Raw genomic sequence first — 14,985 nt, 5'->3', positions numbered from 1 at the left:
AGATTCCACCTCGCGATGGACACCCTTGCCCTTGGCTAGCGGTTCCGACTACTACGGCCCGCAGTGGACTTTCACCACCAAGTTGGCGCCCATGCCGGGCGCACCACCAAAAAAACGGGCTGCCCGGAGGCAACCCGTTTCCTACAGAGGCGGTAATTTAGTTAGAGGCAGTTAATTAGTCAATATCGATCTGGTGAGGATCTTGCTCCTGCTCGGTCAGCTTTGGCAAGGTGATGGTCAGAACTCCCTTGTCGTATTGCGCCTTGATGTTCTGCTCATCCACGTTCGGCAGGCGGTAGCTGCGGCTCATTGCCCCATAACTGCGCTCGCTCATCAGCACATTGCCCTTGTTGTCGGCGTGATCATTAACTTCCTTCTTGTTGACCGAAATATTCAGCACATTGTCTTGATAATTCAGGTGAATGTCCTGCTTGTCGATCCCCGGGACATCGACCTTGGCAACATAACTCTTGTCAGTTTCTTGAATGTCAGTCTTGAGCACCCGGCTCGTGTCGCTAGGCATGAAACGATCGAAGAAACGCGCGCCCAGATCATCGAAGAACGGATCCGTCAACCAGTTGTCACGATTCATAATCTCATTAGCCATGATGCAAAACTTCCTTTCATAATTGTCTGTTGGGTTAGTTCAAACAGGGAAAGCAGCCGCCCTGGCAACCGTCCGGCTCACATCTGCTCACCTTTCGATCGGGGCTTTAGCTCCTTACCTTGTTTACATAAAGTATTATGGCACGGTTTAGCACTCTTGTCAACAGAGTGCTAACTTTTTTCGAAAAAAATCCCAACGATTCGGCGGAACCGTTGGGGCTGTAGTGATTGTGAGATTAAATAAAGTGAGGAAAGCGTTAGGCAAGGCAAGGCGTAGGCGCGCTCAACTGGCAAAAGTGGGAATGGCTGACTGTGGTTGCCGTCCCGCTAAAACCGGCCACTTTCGCAGCCGGGAGTTAACAAACTTTTGCACCGAGCGCCTTCATTTCCTCACGGCGGGCCTGTTCATCGGCCGGGAGCGGCTGGGCGAAGTCGATCGTCACGGCGCCGTCCAGCACGCCGGAGTCATCATGCAGGTTCAGCATGCCGCTGTGATAATCCAGCGCCAGGCCGTGGCCGAGGTAGGACAACTCAAGCGGCCCGGTGGTCAGGTTCAGCTTCGTATTGCTGGCCAGCGGCTCGGTGTAGTCCGGATCCGGGGTGTCCGCGATCACCAGCTGGAACTTGTTGCCGATCGCACAGGTCCCGCCGAGCTTGGAGTATTTGCTGGAGCCGTCGTCAAGCGCCAAAAGCAGGCGGTCGCCCGGCACGAGCTTGTGGTTCAAGTAATCCTTTGCTGCCTCTGTAATGGTAATTTCCATATCGGTCACCCTTTCAACTAGATTGTACACAACTATTATGTCTTCATCATACCGGCTTGTTCACATCCTGTCAATTATAACTAACCAAATACTAGTGTTTGCTGCTTTCACACACAGGCTTGCACCAACTATCCCCAGCAGTTATCCACATCACCCCCTTGATCAACCCTAGCGCTGGTGTTCAGAACATTTTTTGATACCAGATTTCGTGCCCGGAAAAATCAAGCACTTTATTTTTGGCCGGGACTTATCCACGGTTTTGAACATCGGCATTTCACAAAGTGAGGCGTCCAAAATCGCGTCCTCATCGCCCGTACAAGCGTTTGGTTCACAAAGAAAAAAGTTTATCCACCGGCTTTTGACCCCCTGTGGATAAGTCTGTGCACGGGCTGAAAAGTGAGTTATAAACACTATCCACAGAGTTATCCACAAGCAAGGGGTGTGATTATCCTCAAGGCGAATTCACACTTGACAACCCTCATCCGAACAATCCTGGCCATCGAGTGTCCAACTGCCGGAAATTGCCGAAAATAGCGCACCAAAAAACCGCGCATCACTGCGCGGCTGATCTGACTCTAATTCAGTTATTTCGCGTTCCCGGTGGTGCTATCCAGCTGGTCCGTGGTTTGTGACAGCTTGACGTTGACCGTCTTCTTGTCGCTGCCGCGGTAGTAGGTCAGGGAAATGGTGTCGCCGATTGCGTGCTTGTACAGCTGGGTGTGCAGGGTCGCGACGCTGTCCACCGCGTTGCCGTCAACGGCGACGATCACGTCGTACTGCTTCAGCCCCGCCTTCTTGGCGATGCTGGTCGACGTGAAGCCGGCCACCACGACCCCGTTAGTGACACTGGCAGGCACCTTCAGCAGACTGGATTGCTGGCTGGCCGAAACGCTGGAAAGATCCCGCGCCTCGATGCCCAGTGCCGGCCGAACCACTTTACCGTTGGCCACCAGCTGATTGATGATGGACACGACCTCGTTGCTTGGAATGGAGAAGCCCATCCCTTCGATGGTGGCGTTCGAGTTGCTGGTGCCGGACAGCTTCATCGAGTTGATCCCGATGACCTGGCCGTTCAGGTTGATGAGCGGGCCGCCGGAATTCCCGGAGTTGATCGCGGCGTCGGTTTGAATGACGGTCGCCTGGCCGGTCACTTGGCCGGTTTGCTCGTCGCTGACGTCAACGGTGCGGCTGGTGGCGGAGATGATTCCTTGCGTGACCGAGGTCGCATACTGGGAGCCCAGCGGCGAGCCGATCGCAAGCACCGTTTGCCCGGCCTTGATCGCGCTGGAATCACCGAAGCTGGCCACGGTATCGACCTTGCTGCCGTCGATCGACAGCACGGCGAGGTCTGAGTCCTCATCGGTGCCGACTAACTTCGCGGTGACCTTAGACCCGTCAGCCAAAATGACTTCCAAGGCGTCTGAGCCCTCAACCACGTGGTTGTTGGTGACGATGTACGCCTTGCCGTCCTTTTTTTCATAAATGACCCCAGACCCTTCGCTGGCGTCCTCAAGCTTGCCGCTGTCTGAGCTGGACGAGCTCGAATCGCTGCCGGAGTCGCCGAACAGGTCACCGAAGGCATCCAGGCCGCTGGAGGTCGACTGCGTCTTTTGCATGTTCACGACTGAAACCACGGCGCCTTTGACCTTGGCGAAGGCCGTCGCGCTGGCGCTGCTTTCGTTCACGCTGACGTTTGAGACCTTAGTGGTCCCGGGCTTGCCTGAACTGACCGCCTCGTTGACCGAGTTGGTCGGATTGCGGCTCATGATGCCGTATGCGACACCGCCGCCCACGCCACCACCGACGACGGCCGCCACGACCGCCACCAGCGCAAGCTGCTTGATCCCCGACCGCCGCTTTGGCGGCTGCGGGGTGGGCTGCTGATTTTCTTCGGAAAAGTGATGTGATTGGTTATCCATAATGACCCTTCCTCTCTTTTTCTACATAAACCAGTGTACGGGATTGGTTTGACGAAAGTATGAAAAAGCCTGGGCTTTTTCGGCGATGATGCGCCTTAAGCTCAGGCCCCGACGGTAAATAAGGGATCGGCCACGGCGGGATCGGTGTCGAGCACCTGAAAGTCATGCCCAACGGCTAAGCCCTGCTCCTTCAGCAGGTTGACCACGGTCACATGCGCCAGCGGCTTCATATTATTGTGCGGCGACAGGTGCCCCAAGTACACGCGCTTGGTTTTCAGGCCGATCACATCCATGATCGCGTTGGCCCCGTCCTCGTTGCTTAAATGCCCAAAATCGCCCAAGATCCGCTGCTTCAGCGGCCACGGGTACGGACCCTCGCGTAGCATTTCCAGGTCATGGTTGGTTTCCATCACGTAGGCGTCGGCGTCTCTGATGGTGCCTTCGACGCGGTCAGACACGTACCCGGTGTCCGTCACGATGGCGAAGCGCTTGCCGTCGTGTTGGAACTGGTAGAATTGCGCCTGCGCGGCATCATGAGAGACCCCGAAGCTTTCAACGTCCAAGTCGCCCAAATCGAGCTGGGCCCCTTCGTCGAACACGCGGATCTGATCCTGCGGCAGCACGCCGACGCTTTTGGGCAGCGCCGCGATCGTTGGGGCGTTGGCGTACACCGTCAAGTTAGGATACTTGCGGGCCAACACGCCCACGCCGCGGCAGTGGTCGGTGTGCTCATGCGAAATAAACACCGAATCGATGTCCTTGAGGTCGCGGCCGATGCTGTGCAGCAGCTCGTTCAGCTTCTTGCCGGACAGACCGGCGTCCATCAGCACGTGATGCTGAGGCGTTTCAATGTAAGTTGCGTTGCCCGAACTGCTGGAGGCCAAAACGGACACCCGCATGCCAAAATCTTCTGTCACTCTGCTCACTCTTTTCGCGGCTATCGTACCATACGAACACCCCTCGCTAAACTGAGCGGGCTCGCCCACTAAAAAGCGGTGGAGATGAGCTGCCCCACCCGCACCGCGGGTTGCGTTATTCTTCGGCGCGGGTTTTCAGCACCGTTTTATTGATGGCGTTCACTTTTTTCACGGTCAAGTTCTTGGAGCCCTGGCTTTCGATGCCCACCGACCAGGCCGGCACGTAAACGGTGCTGCCCTTGGCGTTCAGCAGGTAGGTGTAGGACAAACGCGTCCAAAGCACCTTCGAGTTGCTGGTGATCTCGTTTTCGCGGTACAGCGTGGTGACCGCGTCCTGGGCCGAGCACAAGTTAACGTCCTGGCGCAGGGTGACCAGGTTTGGCAGGTAAGTCTGCGTGTAGCCGGTCAAGTGGCCATCGCTCACGTGAAGGGTCAACTGCGCGTGCGGATCGTTGACCAAGTGGCCGCTGATTTTTTGCGCGAACACGTAGCTGGTGGCGGTGGACAGATCCTTCTGGTAGACATAGGCGCTGCCATGCGCGACGTTGTCAGCGCGCGCGACCCACCGCTGCAGCCGCGCCGAGGCGTCGGTCTTGACGTTCAGCGCAGTGGCTAAAGTCGCCGTCAGCGTGGTGCCGTTCACGTCGCTGAAGTGCAGCTCTTGGCCCTTGACGCGGCTGGCGTCCTGGCGCAGCGGCGACGGGGTCGTGTTGGCCAGATAAGCGCCGCGCTCGGTGCTGGTGCTCAGCTTAGGCAGCTTGATGTCATCGCGCTTGATGTCCGCCAGAATCGCGGTCGTGCCGGCAGCGTCCGTTGCCAGATCGACCTGCTGGCTTTGAAAGAAGCTGATCCCCAGGAAGACGTTCAGCGCGATGAAGACGAAGAGAAAAATCATTTCGATGCGGCGAAAGTCCATAAGGCCTGCTCCTTTCTAGCGAATTGCCTGCGCGGCGGACTGGTTCTGGTTTTCCGCGGTTTGCGGGGTCAGCCACTCGGTGTAGCGCTTGTACTGCCCATTGAGCTCAACAAAGTACGTCGGTGTCAGGTCCACGACCTGCGAGCTTGCGCTTTGCGGCCGCCAGTAGTAGCCCAGGCGAATGTCTTGAATCGTCGATTGCGCGTAGCCGGCGGTGGCCAGCTGGTTCAATACCTCCTGCGTGGTCGGCAGGGTTTTGGTGGCCTGCGCGGTCGGGATGGCCACGGTCAGGTTGTTCAGCGAGAAGGTCGTGGTCAAACCACTTTCGCTGCTGACCGTTTGCACCAGCCCGTTATCCAGGCTGTTGAAAATTGGCAGCCCCTGGGCGTATGACCGAAAGCCCACGGTGCGACTGCCCTTATCGTAGCTGAAGTAATGCATCGAGGTGATACCCTGCAGGTTCAGCTGCGAAATGGCGGCCTCTCCTTTGGTCAGGGCCGTGCCCAGACTCTTACTCTTGGTGACCTTGCCCGGGTCCTCGTACTGCATCACACTGGACGAGCTGTTCAGGGTCATGCGCGTATCCCCGAGCGTGTAAATCGATTCGTCGCCGATCTCCCGGCTGTCGACCGCCGCGGCGGAATTGGCCGGCATCAGCAGCGACACAAAGTGGTTAGCGGTTTGCTGGTCCAGCAAGAAGGCGTAGGGACTGAGCGCCACCGGTTTCGCGTAGTACGGAATCAGCTTCCCGTTCAGGCGTTTTTCCACCACCGGCAGCCCACTGGGCTGAGCCTTGTTGAGGTAAGCGCGCAACTTGGTGGTCGAGCTGCTGGCAAGGGTCGCAGTGCGGCTCATGCGCGTGGCGTCGTCCACCAGCGTCAGTTTAGGCGTGCGCTTTTTCAGATCGATAATCAGCCGATCAAACTGAAAGGCGGGTGGATTCTTCAGCGGCTGGTTAAAGTAGTGCGCGTTGAACACGCCGAAGGTCACCGGGGCGCTGAACGTCAGCTGCAGCGTCTCATCCTGCGTCAGCAGCGCCGCAAATGCACTGGTGCTGAGCTGAACCGAGCTGCTGATTTTTTTGAGCCGCCACGGCCGAATTGTCCGGTGAATCTGGCCGGTCGCCGACTGGTCGGCCTGCATCAGCTGCACCTTTTGACTGCCTGTTTGATAATAGGCGGTCGTCGGGACAAACAGGTAGGCCGCCTGCTGGTTGGCCGACGCGGTCTGCGTGGTTTTAAGCGCACTGGAGGTGTCCGTGCGACCCAGCCGCGACGGATTGCGCCAGATCAGTGCCGAGAACACGAGGCTGAGCAGCACCATGGCGGTCAAAGAGACCCGTAAAATTAAGCCACTAAGCTTCATCCCAATCGCCTCCCTCATCAAGCGGCTGATACGGCAGCGAAATGTAGAACGTGCTGCCCTTGCCTTCCTGGGAATCGACCCAGATGCGGCCGCCCAGGGCCTCGACGACTTCCTTGGAAATCGCCAGGCCCAGGCCCGTGCCGCCTTGCTTGCGCGACCGGGCCTTGTCGACCCGGTAGAAGCGATCGAAGACCTTGTTGATGTCCTGGCGCGGAATGCCCAGGCCCTGGTCTTGAATCGACAAAATCACGTGGTTGTGCGTTTCAAGCAGCCGCGCCGTGATCACGCCGCCGTCCGGGCTGTACTTGATCGCGTTATTCATGATGTTGTCGATCACTTGCATAAACTTGTCCTGATCGATGTCGACCCACAGATCGCGCTTGGTGATCTCGCGGCGCAGCGTGTAGTGCTTGTGTGGGGTGGTCTTCAGCGGCTCGACCTGATTATTATCGGCGCCGGCGGCTTCGTTGTCGGTTTTCAGCATCATGTCAAAGCGGTCCAGAATGTAGTTGAAGAACTCGTTCAGGTTGACGGTTTCCTTTTCGATCTTGGCCGTGCCGGAATCCATCCGCGACAGCGACAGCAGGTCGTTGATCATGCGGATCATGCGGTCGGTTTCCTCTTGAGTGACCTTGAGGAACTGCGGCGCAATCTTCGGATCCTTCCAGGCCCCTTCGTTCAGCGCTTCAATGTACGAGCGCATCGAGGTCAGCGGCGTGCGCAGTTCGTGCGAGACGTTCGACACGAACTCGCGGCGCTCCCGCTCGTTTTTCTGCTGCTCGGTGACATCGTGCAGCACGGCGACAATCCCGGAGATAAACCCGGTTTCGCGCTGGATCAGGCTGAAGTCGACCCGCAGAATCAGCTCATGGTCGAGCTGTTCGGTGAAGTCCAGCAGCAGCTCCTTCTGGTTTTCCAAGAGGTCCCGCAGCGTGTAGTCCTTTTCAATGTTCAGCAGGCGCAGGATCGACACGCCGATCACGTCTTCATTCTTGGTATCCAAAAATTCCAGCGCGGTTTCGTTGATAATGATGACATTGCCGCGGCGATCCGTGGCGATGACCCCATCGGTCATGTGGGCCAAAACAGAATCCAGCCGGCGCCGTTCGGCCTCGCTGGCCTCCTGGGCTTCTTCGACCCGCACACTCAAGTTGTTGACCGCAACGGCCAGCTGGCCCAACTCATCCTGCCCGTAAATGCGGACCTGGCCAGAATAGTCGCCGCGGGCCATGCGAATGGCCTGCTTTTTCATTTCATCGATGGGCCGCGTGATGGCGCGGGAGATGACAATGGAGATGATCACCCCGAGAAGGCCGGCGACCAGGCTGGCGATCAGGAAAATCCGGACGATTTGATTGATGTTGTTGTACACCGTCTCCATCGAGGCCGTGATGGCCACCGCGCCGATCACCGCATTGCCGTCACCGGTCGCGTTAGGATTTTTGATGGGAATGATCTTGGTGTACATCGACCCGGACGAATCGCTGTATTCGTAGCCCTCGAACAGTTGGCCGCTGTACAGGACGTTCTTAATGCTGTTATTGGCGGACTTGGTGCCGACATCATTTTGGGAATTGATGTTGGAATTAGCGCGCACCGTCCCCTTGGCGTCGACGACCACGATCGTCGCGGTGTTGGCGACATCAGCCTGGGAAATCGTGGACTTGAGGGAATCATCGGCGGCTGAGGTATCGGACTTCATCAGATCCGTGGCGACCTTGTCCTGCAAGTAGGGATCGAGGTTGATCGCGGTCTTAAACGTATCGACGTTCTGCTGTTCCAGGGACCGCACAAAATACGCGCCAATGATTTCCACCGTCACCAAAAGCAGCAGAATAAACACCAGCGCGATCTTAAAGTTGATCGATTGAAAAAAACGAATCTTCTTGTTCAATGTAAATCTCCAAGTTGTGAGGCACGACGGTCTTAGCCCGACAGCTAGCCTAGCCTAAGGCATTGTCGGCGCTTTTTGCCGACGAGGCCTTAGGCGTAGCTAGATGCTCGGGCGTTGTCGTGCCGAGCACGATTACGCAAGTTGTGAGGAGCGGCGCACTTAGCCCGATGGCCAGCCGCTACGCATGTCAGACTATACGCCATAAATGGCTACAGTCTGATCATAGCCTAAGGCATTGCCGGCGCTTCTTGCCGGTGAGGCCTTGGGCGTAGCTGGACACTCGGGCGTTGCCGCTCCGAGCACGATTGGCCTACTCCTCGTTCGGGTTCTTCAGATAATACCCAACGCCGCGCCGCGTGACCAGCCACTCCGGATGGGACGGGTTGTCTTCGATTTTTTCGCGCAGCCGGCGAACCGTCACATCAACGGTCCGAACGTCGCCGAAGTAATCGTAGCCCCAAACCGTTTGCAGCAAGTGCTCGCGCGTCATGACCTGACCCAGGTGCTGCGCCAAGTAATGCAGCAGTTCGAACTCCCGGTGGGTCAGCTCAATTTTCTCGCCCCGCTTCGTGACGGTGTAAGCATCCGGATGAATCGTCAGGTCGCCGACGGTCAGCTCCTGATTCTCCGGCTCCTGCGCCTCGGCTTGCACCGGCGTGCCGGAGCGGCGCAGATTCGCCTTGACCCGGGCCACCAGCTCACGGTTGGAAAACGGCTTGGTGACGTAATCATCCGCGCCCATTTCCAGTCCGAGGACCTTGTCGATCTCGGAATCCTTCGCCGTCAGCATGATGATTGGGGTGTCGTGGTCCTTGCGCACCTGACGCGCCACCTCCAGCCCGTCGATCTTCGGCAGCATCAAATCGAGGATGATGAGGTCGGGATTTTCCTCGCTCACCTTGGTCAGCGCCTCTTCACCGTCTTCCGCGGTGACAACGTCGTACCCTTCCTTATTCAGATTAAATTTGACGATGTCCAGGATCGGCTTTTCGTCGTCGACCACTAGGATCTTTTTTGCCATAATTGGCCTCCATAACGTAGACGTGTTACCTACATTATAACGGTTTCGCAGAGACGGGGCAAAAGCGGGAGAATCTGACTGCATCTTGAATATATTTTGCATATTTCTCAATTTTACTTGCATATTTTCCAAAATGGGTATATATTCATTAAAAATTCAAGTTTGAGGGGTTGGCACTTATGCATAAACTTTATCGTTGGGTCATCGGCCTGCTGGCGGCGCTGCTGGTAGCCGGCACGGCACTCACCACATCTAACGCCCAGCCGGTCGCGGCGGCGGGCAGCGGCACGAGTTCGGTGCAAAAAATCAAGCAGCGCGGCTACGTCATTTTGGGCGTGTCCGCGGACTACGCACCGCTGGAGTTCCACGCCACGGTTGATGGCTCGGATACCATCGTCGGCGCCGACATTTCCCTGGCCAAGCAGATCGCCAAAGACATGGGCGTGAAGCTGCAGATTAAGGAAATGGGCTTTGACGCCTTGATTGGCGCCTTGAAGACCGGCAAAGTCGACATGGTCATCTCCGGCATGAGTGCCACGCCTGAACGCGCCAAGCAGGTCAACTTCTCCAAGTCTTACACAGAAGAGAAGCAGATCATGGTCGTCAAAAAAGACGAGGCTTCCAAGTATAAGAACATCGCGGACTTCTCCGGCAAAAAAGTCGGGGCCCAAAAGCAGTCCACGCAGGAACAAATCGCCAAGGCCGAACTGCAAGGCGCCAAGATCGTGCCGCTGGAAAAAGCCAACGACGTCATCGCGCAGGTTGAGTACGGCAAGATCGACGCCGGCGTCATGTCCAACATCGTGGCCGGCGCTTACGTCGAAAAGACCCCGAGTCTGAAGATCATCGATCCTAAGTTTGCCACTGGGAAAGCCCCAACCGTCGTCGCGCTGGCAAAAGGCGACACCGCCATGACCAACCAGGTCAACGGCACCATCAACAAGGTTCGCAAAGACCACCTGTGGGCCGGCTGGATGAGCCAAGCTTACAAGCTGCAAAACCAGAGCAACAGCTTCTGGTCCAAGTACAGCAGCTTCTTCATCAAAGGTGCCCTTTACACCTTACTGTTTGCACTGCTGACCGTCATCGCCGGGACCATCCTTGGCACCATCCTCGCCTTGATGCGCCGCTCCAGCCTCTGGCTCCTCAAGGCCATCGCCGTGGTTTATGTTGAATTCATTCGCGGCACACCGCTGATGGTTCAGGCCTTCATCGTCTTCTTCGGCCTGCAAGTCCTCGGCCTAAACCTCTCCGCCTTTGTTTCCGGCGCGATCGCCATGGGCATCAACTCCGGCGCGTATGTCGCCGAGATCATCCGCTCCGGCCTAAACTCCGTGCCGATCGGGCAAACCGAAGCCGCGCGCAGCCTGGGCCTGAGCAACGGGGAAACCACCCGCTACGTGGTTTTGCCGCAGGCCGTCAAGAACATCTGGCCGGCGCTTGGCAACGAGTTTGTCACTGACATCAAGGAATCGTCCGTCCTGTCCGTCATCGGCGCGACCGAGCTGATGTTTGAAGGCACCACCGTGCAAGGCGCGTCGTTTGAGCCGTTCTTCCCGATCATGATCGTGGCCTTGATTTACTTCGCCATGACCTTCATCCTCAGCCGCGCGTTGGGCTTTGTGGAACACCGCATGAACTAGCTTCAACTTGAACTAAATGGTTAAACGCGCCCCGCGAGCAGCCGCGGGGCGTTATGATGTAAGCGAGTACTAAACTTTTAGGAGGAATTCTTTTATGACTGAAAAAATCGTGTTGGCATATTCTGGCGGCTTGGATACTTCCGTGGCCATTCCGTGGCTGCAGGACAAAGGCTACGACGTCATCGCCGCCTGCCTGAACGTCGGCCAGCCGAACGCCGACATGGACTTCATTCAAAAAAAGGCCAAACAAGTTGGCGCCATTGAGAGCTACGCGATTGACGCGCAAGACGAGTTTGCGGACGAGTACGTGACACCTGTCATCAAGGCCAACGCCTTGTACGAAGGCGACTACCCGCTGGTTTCCGCCCTGTCGCGGCCGCTGATCATCAAGCACCTGGTCGAGATCGCCCACCAGCACGGCGCCGTTGCCATCGCGCACGGCTCCACCGGCAAGGGCAACGACCAGGTCCGCTTTGAGGCCGCCATCCACGCGCTGGATCCGCAGCTTAAAATCGAGGACCCGATCCGCGACTTCCACTGGTCCCGTGAGGAAGAAATCGACTACGCCAAGGAGCACAACGTCCCGGTCCCAATCGGCAAGAAGTCGCCGTACTCGATCGACGCCAACCTCTGGGGCCGCGCCAACGAAGCCGGCATTTTGGAAAACCCGTGGAACCAGGCGCCGGACGACGCTTGGGGCATGACCGTCTCGCCTGAAGAGGCACCGGACAAGCCAACCTTTCTCGATCTGACGTTTGAAAAAGGCATCCCTGTCGCCATCGACGGCAAGCAGATGAAGCTCTCGGACCTCATTAAGGCCTTGAACAAGCTGGCCGGCGACAACGGCATCGGCCGCATCGACAAAATTGAAAACCGCATGGTCGGCATCAAGTCGCGCGAAGTCTACGAGGCCCCGGCTGCCGCGGTGATCATGGCGGCCCACCACGAAATGGAAAACCTCACGCTGGAGCGTGACGTCGCCCACTACAAGCCGCTGATCGAGCAGCAGCTGACCAACATGATCTACGAGGCCAAGTGGATCACCCCGCTGTTTGACAGCCTGATGGCCTTTGTTGACGACACCCAAAAGGTCGTCAACGGCGTCGTCAAGATGAAGCTGTACAAAGGCTCGGCCGTACCGGTGGCGCGCAAGTCGGACACCAACTCCCTGTACGACGAGAACCTCGCGACCTACACCTCTGCCGACACCTTCGACCAGGAGGCCGCGGCCGGCTTCATCAAACTCTGGACCCTGCCGGCCACCGTTTACGAGGAAGTCAACCACGTGCACTCACAGAAGCCGGAGGATAAGTAATGACCGATAAGCTCTGGGGCGGCCGGTTTACCGCCAAGGCGGCCGAATGGGTCGATAAGTTCGGCGCGTCGATCTCTTTTGACCAGCAAATGGCCAAAGAAGACCTGACCGCCTCCATCGCCCATGTTAAAATGCTCGGCAAACAGGCCATCATCCCCGCGGAAGACGCCAAGACCATCGAAGACGGCCTTAACACGTTAATGCAAAAGCTTGAGGCCGGCGAGCTGCACTTCACCGTTGAAAACGAAGACATCCACCTGAACATGGAGAGCCTTTTGACCGACCTGATCGGCCCGGTCGCCGGCAAGCTGCACACCGCGCGTTCTCGCAACGATCAGGTGGCCACCGACTTTCACCTGTGGCTGAAGAACCGCCTGCCAGAGATCAAGGAAGCCATCACCAACCTGCAAACCGTGCTGGTGGAAAAGGCCGAGGAAAACGCCGGCACCATCATGCCGGGCTACACCCACATGCAGCACGCCCAACCGATCACCTACGGGCACTACCTGCTGGCATATTTTGAAATGCTGCAGCGCGACTATGAACGCTTCGAATTCAACCAGAAGCACACGGATATGCTGCCGCTGGGCGCCGCCGCACTGGCCGGCACCACCTTCCCCATCGACCGCGAGTACGTCGCCGAAGAGCTCGGCTTCGATCAGGTATACCATAACAGCCTTGACGCCGTGTCCGACCGTGACTTTGCCCTGGAATTTCTGAGCAACGCCGCGATCCTGATGGAACACCTGAGTCGGCTAGCCGAAGAGCTGATCCTCTGGTGCACCTACGAGTTCAACTACATCGAAATGGACGACAAGTTCGCCACCGGCAGCTCGATCATGCCGCAGAAGAAGAACGCCGACTTCGCCGAGTTGGTCCGGGGCAAAACCGGCCGCGTGTACGGCGCCTTGATGGGCCTGCTCACCACGATGAAGAGCCTGCCGCTGGCCTATAACAAGGACATGCAGGAGGACAAGGAGCCCGTGTTCGACACCTACAACACGATCCTAGGCTCGCTGCATATTTTCGCCGGCATGCTGGAATCCGTGAAGGTCCACAAGGAAAAAATGCACGATGCGACCAAGAACGACTTCAGCAACGCCACCGAGCTGGCCGACTACCTGGCGACCAAGGGCATGCCGTTCCGCACCGCCCACGGCATCGTCGGCAAGTTGGTCCTGCACGGCATCGAAACGCACCAGAGCCTGCAGGATATGCCGCTGAGCGAGCTTCAGGACGCTGCCCCGCAGATCCAAGAGGACGTTTACCAAGAACTGACGTCTGAGGCCGCGGTCAATCGCCGCACCAGCCTCGGCGGCACGGCCGTCACCAACGTCAACAAAGAAGTGGCGCGCGCCAAGCAGATCATTGCCGCGCACCACTGATCATACGAAGTCAAAATTAGGACCCTGCTCAGTTGCAGGGTCCTAATTTTATTTTGTGGTCAGAAACTGCTGCCGGAGCTGTCCGGCCAGGTCATTGATCGCATTGCGATTGCGGCCCTGCACATTGCCCAGGATCACCACGGCGTCTTTCCCATCTACCGACAGCTGCAGTGTGGTCATGTACCCGTAGCCAGACCCGTTGGCACGCAGGAAACCGGGCACATTTTGATAAAACCCGCCGTCATACATCAAGGCAGGCGTGCCCGGGCGATAGATTTGTGCCCGGCTTCCTTTGAGCAAACTGCCGGTCACCAATGAGCGCGTCGCTCGGTAGAAGTCCAGCGCACTCATGTAGACTTGCCCAGTACCGAGTTCAGCGTGCATCTGGTCAAGGCTGGTCAGCTGCTGCGTCGCGTAAGGGTTGGCACCTTGAAGAAGATACCCCGAGGCGTAGTTGCTCGTCGGGTCCAGCTGGTATGCCATCACAGTCTGCTTCAGGTGAAGCCGGTCGATATAGGTCTGTTTGAAAAGCGCCTCATACGACTGCCCGGTGATTTGTTCCACGATGCCCGCCATGAGGACATAGTTCGCGGGCGTGTAGGCCCAAGTCCCGAACTGCTTAGGGACGAAGGTCAGGTGTCTGGCGACATAATCGACCAACTGTGCGTCCGACTGGTAGTGCGGCGTGGCCATCGGGGCCTGTTTGAGCCCGGAATGCATTTGCAGCAGTGCCCCCACCGTCAGCTGCGGCACGCGCTTGAAGCGCGGGTAGTAATCCCCAATCGGCGTGGTCAGCTTCAGCTTGCCCGCGTCGATCAGCCGCATCACCAGGCCTGCAGTCAGGCTTTTCTGCAGCGAATCAATTTCAAACATGGTGTCCTCACGGTTGGCGAGGTGCCTTTTCACACTCGCCTGCCCCAGGCTCACCGAAGCGACCAGCTTATCGTGCTTGATCACAATCGCTGTGCCGGAAAAATTCTGGGCCTGCAGATTCGTTTTCAGCGTTTGTTCAATATTGGGGTTAATGGCTCGCGGCACCGCAGACACCGTCTTCGCGGCAGCGCGCTTAGCTGCGGACCGGCCGCGGTGCACCTGAGCGGGCGCTTTGGCCGCCGTTTTGGGTGCCGTTACGCGGCCCAGGGCAAACCCCGCGCCAAGCAAGCAGATGGCTGTAATCGCAAGGACCGCCAGGCGCAAGCGAACCGCCTGTATGTGGCGTTTTTGATGTTGCGCACTTCTCATC

At 57.6% G+C, this 14,985-nt stretch carries 12 protein-coding genes; 3 read left to right on the top strand and 9 right to left on the bottom strand.

The features are described 5' to 3' along the window. Positions 1–175: 175 nt before the first annotated feature. The 8 genes from EKM86_RS07080 to yycF form a co-directional block, all read right to left on the bottom strand. A complete protein-coding gene (locus EKM86_RS07080; RefSeq protein ID WP_125756476.1) occupies positions 176–607 on the bottom strand; it encodes an Hsp20/alpha crystallin family protein in 432 nt (143 codons plus the stop codon). A 355-nt stretch (positions 608–962) separates the two neighbouring features. Beyond that, positions 963–1,367, bottom strand: coding sequence for an iron-sulfur cluster biosynthesis family protein (locus EKM86_RS07075; protein ID WP_125756474.1), 405 nt, complete (start codon positions 1,365–1,367; stop codon positions 963–965). 584 nt (positions 1,368–1,951) lie between these two features. After that, entirely contained in the window at positions 1,952–3,286 is a 1,335-nt protein-coding gene (locus EKM86_RS07070) for a S1C family serine protease (protein WP_125756472.1), read from the bottom strand. A 101-nt stretch (positions 3,287–3,387) separates the two neighbouring features. Continuing rightward, entirely contained in the window at positions 3,388–4,185 is a 798-nt protein-coding gene (locus tag EKM86_RS07065; RefSeq protein WP_164506203.1) for an MBL fold metallo-hydrolase, read from the bottom strand. 133 nt (positions 4,186–4,318) lie between these two features. Continuing rightward, positions 4,319–5,119, bottom strand: coding sequence for a two-component system regulatory protein YycI (locus EKM86_RS07060; protein ID WP_125756469.1), 801 nt, complete (start codon positions 5,117–5,119; stop codon positions 4,319–4,321). Between the two features lie 15 nt (positions 5,120–5,134). Next, positions 5,135–6,484 (bottom strand): YycH family regulatory protein, encoded by a 1,350-nt coding sequence (locus EKM86_RS07055; protein ID WP_164506202.1) that lies wholly within the window; start codon positions 6,482–6,484, stop codon positions 5,135–5,137. Continuing rightward, entirely contained in the window at positions 6,474–8,378 is a 1,905-nt protein-coding gene (gene walK, locus EKM86_RS07050; RefSeq protein ID WP_125756465.1) for a cell wall metabolism sensor histidine kinase WalK, read from the bottom strand. The genes EKM86_RS07055 and walK overlap by 11 nt, the downstream gene beginning before the upstream one ends. Before the next feature lie 310 nt (positions 8,379–8,688). Further along, positions 8,689–9,399, bottom strand: a complete 711-nt coding sequence (gene yycF, locus EKM86_RS07045; RefSeq protein WP_125756463.1) for a response regulator YycF — start codon at positions 9,397–9,399, stop codon at positions 8,689–8,691. 179 nt (positions 9,400–9,578) lie between these two features. Between yycF and EKM86_RS07040 the strand changes: the two genes are divergently transcribed. From EKM86_RS07040 to argH, 3 genes are all read left to right on the top strand, one after another. Continuing rightward, positions 9,579–11,042: an ABC transporter substrate-binding protein/permease gene (locus tag EKM86_RS07040; RefSeq protein WP_125756461.1), complete on the top strand. Its 1,464-nt coding sequence runs from the start codon at positions 9,579–9,581 to the stop codon at positions 11,040–11,042. A gap of 94 nt (positions 11,043–11,136) precedes the next feature. Then, positions 11,137–12,357: an argininosuccinate synthase gene (locus EKM86_RS07035; RefSeq protein ID WP_125756459.1), complete on the top strand. Its 1,221-nt coding sequence runs from the start codon at positions 11,137–11,139 to the stop codon at positions 12,355–12,357. Then, positions 12,357–13,742 (top strand): argininosuccinate lyase, encoded by a 1,386-nt coding sequence (gene argH / locus EKM86_RS07030; protein ID WP_125756457.1) that lies wholly within the window; start codon positions 12,357–12,359, stop codon positions 13,740–13,742. Before EKM86_RS07035 ends, argH begins: the two co-directional genes overlap by 1 nt. A 48-nt stretch (positions 13,743–13,790) precedes the next feature. On the opposite strand, the gene EKM86_RS07025 is transcribed toward argH, so the two are convergent. Further along, positions 13,791–14,984: a serine hydrolase domain-containing protein gene (locus EKM86_RS07025; RefSeq protein WP_125756455.1), complete on the bottom strand. Its 1,194-nt coding sequence runs from the start codon at positions 14,982–14,984 to the stop codon at positions 13,791–13,793. Between the last annotated feature and the right edge of the window lies 1 nt (position 14,985).

The sequence above is a fragment of the Lacticaseibacillus hegangensis genome, assembly GCF_003946465.1.
Classification (GTDB): domain Bacteria; phylum Bacillota; class Bacilli; order Lactobacillales; family Lactobacillaceae; genus Lacticaseibacillus; species Lacticaseibacillus hegangensis.
Note: the sequence above shows the minus strand (reverse complement) of the source record. Positions and strands in the feature narration are given on the sequence as shown.

Bases quoted from the DNA above. Each gene is read 5' to 3' on its own strand.
- EKM86_RS07080 (WP_125756476.1), bottom strand. From the start codon at position 607: ATGGCTAATGAGATTATGAATCGTGACAACTGGTTGACGGATCCGTTC.
- EKM86_RS07075 (WP_125756474.1), bottom strand. From the start codon at position 1,367: ATGGAAATTACCATTACAGAGGCAGCAAAGGATTACTTGAACCACAAG.
- EKM86_RS07070 (WP_125756472.1), bottom strand. From the start codon at position 3,286: ATGGATAACCAATCACATCACTTTTCCGAAGAAAATCAGCAGCCCACC.
- EKM86_RS07065 (WP_164506203.1), bottom strand. From the start codon at position 4,185: ATGCGGGTGTCCGTTTTGGCCTCCAGCAGTTCGGGCAACGCAACTTAC.
- EKM86_RS07060 (WP_125756469.1), bottom strand. From the start codon at position 5,119: ATGGACTTTCGCCGCATCGAAATGATTTTTCTCTTCGTCTTCATCGCG.
- EKM86_RS07055 (WP_164506202.1), bottom strand. From the start codon at position 6,484: ATGAAGCTTAGTGGCTTAATTTTACGGGTCTCTTTGACCGCCATGGTG.
- yycF (WP_125756463.1), bottom strand. From the start codon at position 9,399: ATGGCAAAAAAGATCCTAGTGGTCGACGACGAAAAGCCGATCCTGGAC.
- EKM86_RS07040 (WP_125756461.1), top strand. From the start codon at position 9,579: ATGCATAAACTTTATCGTTGGGTCATCGGCCTGCTGGCGGCGCTGCTG.
- EKM86_RS07035 (WP_125756459.1), top strand. From the start codon at position 11,137: ATGACTGAAAAAATCGTGTTGGCATATTCTGGCGGCTTGGATACTTCC.
- argH (WP_125756457.1), top strand. From the start codon at position 12,357: ATGACCGATAAGCTCTGGGGCGGCCGGTTTACCGCCAAGGCGGCCGAA.
- EKM86_RS07025 (WP_125756455.1), bottom strand. From the start codon at position 14,984: ATGAGAAGTGCGCAACATCAAAAACGCCACATACAGGCGGTTCGCTTG.